This window comes from Corallococcus sp. 4LFB (assembly GCF_046520365.1).
GTDB lineage: Bacteria > Myxococcota > Myxococcia > Myxococcales > Myxococcaceae > Corallococcus > Corallococcus caeni.
Genome location: NZ_JBKGHJ010000800.1, coordinates 1 through 2,517 on the forward strand (window position 1 = coordinate 1; position 2,517 = coordinate 2,517).

1 pseudogene is annotated in these 2,517 nt (G+C 66.8%); it reads left to right on the forward strand.

The annotated features are described in order from the left end of the window. Positions 1-2,517 (forward strand): annotated as a pseudogene (locus ACLEQD_RS41305) (HAMP domain-containing protein); the annotation flags it as partial.

A 2,517-nucleotide genomic window follows, 5' to 3' on the forward strand; every position in this document is an offset into this window, starting at 1 on the left:
CGGCGGTCGCGAACGGCGACCTGTCCAAGAAGATCACCGTCGACGCGAAGGGCGAAATCCTGGAGCTGAAGAACACCATCAACACGATGGTGGACCAGCTCAACAGCTTCGCCTCGGAAGTGACCCGCGTGGCCCGTGAGGTGGGCACGCACGGCAAGCTGGGCGGTCAGGCGGAAGTGAAGGGCGTGTCCGGGACGTGGAAGGACCTCACGGACAACGTGAACTTCATGGCCCGCAACCTCACGACGCAGGTGCGCGGCATCGTGAAGGTGGTGACCGCGGTCGCCAACGGCGACCTCAAGCAGAAACTGGTGGTGGACGCGAAGGGCGAAGTGGCCGCCCTGGCGGAGACCATCAACAACATGACCGACACGCTGGGCATCTTCGCGGAGCAGGTCTCCACGGTGGCCCGCGAGGTGGGAGTGGAAGGCAAGCTGGGCGGCCAGGCCCGCGTGCCCGGCGTGGCCGGCACGTGGAAGGACCTCACGGACAACGTGAACTTCATGGCCTCCAACCTCACCACCCAGGTGCGCGGCATCGTGCGCGTGGTGACGGCGGTGGCCAACGGCGACCTGACCCAGAAGCTCATCGTGGACGCGAAGGGCGAGGTCGCGGCGCTCGCGGACACCATCAACAACATGACCGACACGCTGGGCATCTTCGCGGAGCAGGTCTCCACGGTGGCCCGCGAGGTGGGTATCGAAGGAAAGCTGGGCGGCCAGGCCCGCGTGCCCGGTGCGCGCGGCACGTGGCGGCAGCTGACGGACAACGTGAACCAGCTGGCCGGTACGCTCACCAGCCAGCTGCGCGCCATCTCCGACGTGGCCACCGCCGTGACCAAGGGCGACCTGACCCGCAGCATCACGGTCGTCGCGGAGGGCGAGGTCGCGGCGCTGAAGGACAACATCAACCAGATGATCGTCAACCTGCGTGAAACGACGCAGAAGAACCAGGAGCAGGACTGGCTCAAGACGAACCTGGCGAAGTTCAGCGGCATGATGCAGGGCCAGAAGTCCCTGGACGCCGTCAGCCGCCTCATCATGAGCGAGCTGACCCCGCTGGTGTCCGCGCACCACGGCGCCTTCTTCCTCTCCGACCCCGAGGGCGGCGTCCCGTCCCTCAAGCTCACCAGCACCTACGCGTACCGGGAGCGCAAGCACCTGGCGAACCGCTTCCGGCTGGGTGAGGGCCTGGTCGGGCAGTGCGCGCTGGAGAAGAAGACCATCCTCCTCACGCGCGTGCCAGCGGACTACATCACCATCTCCTCCGGCCTGGGCGAGTCCGCCCCGCTCAACATCATCGTCCTGCCCGTCCTCTTCGAGGGCGAGGTGAAGGCGGTCATCGAGCTGGCCTCGTTCCACCCGTTCAGCGCCATCCATCAAATCTTCCTGGACCAGCTGACGGAGAGCATCGGCGTGGTGCTCAACATGATCATGGCGAACATGCGCACGGAGACGCTGCTCTCCGAGTCGCAGCGCCTGACCCAGGAGCTCCAGAGCCAGTCGCGCGAGCTGACCCAGCAGCAGGACGAGCTCAAGCGCACCAACATCGAGCTGGAGGACAAGGCGAAGGAGCTGGCGGACCAGAACACCCGCGTGGAGGAGAAGAACCGCGAGGTGGAGCTGGCGCGCGTCAGCCTGGAGGAGAAGGCGGAGCAGCTCACCATCATCTCCAAGTACAAGAGCGAGTTCCTGGCCAACATGAGCCACGAGCTGCGCACGCCGCTCAACTCGCTGCTCATCCTGGCCAAGCTGCTGTCCGACAACAAGGACGGGAACCTGTCCAACAAGCAGGTCGAGTACGCCAACACCATCTACGCGTCCGGCGGCGACCTGCTCAGCCTCATCAATGAAATCCTCGACCTGTCCAAGGTGGAGGCGGGCAAGATGCAGGTGGAGCCCCGGGACATCGTCCTCACGGAGCTCAACCAGTTCATCGAGCGCAGCTTCCGCCCGGTGGCGGACCAGAAGGGCCTCACCTTCCAGGTGGAGGTGCTGGCCGGCACGCCGCGCCACGTGCGCACGGAACCCGCAGCCGGCTGCAGCAGGGTGCTCAAGAACCTGCCTCTCCAACGCCTTCAAGTTCACCGACGACGGGAGCGCGTGGAAGCTCACCGTGCGCATGGCGGACAAGGGAATGCGCTTCGACCACGAGGCGCTGCGCCGCTCGCGCCACGTGCTGGCCTTCGCCGTGAAGGACACCGGCATCGGCATCGCCAAGGACAAGCAGCGCATCATCTTCGAGGCGTTCCAGCAGGCGGACGGCTCCACCGCGCGCAAGTACGGCGGCACCGGCCTGGGCCTGTCCATCAGCCGCGAAATCGCCAAGCTGCTGGGCGGCGAAATCCGGCTGGAGAGCGAGCCGGGCAAGGGCAGCACCTTCACCCTCTACCTGCCCCCGGAGTACCAGGGCGCGGACGAGGACGTGTCACAGGGCGGTGAAGCCGCCGGCCGCGCCCTGGGGCCCCTGCCTGAAGCGCACCTGGCCCCGGTCGCGTCCGGCACCGCCACGCCGCCG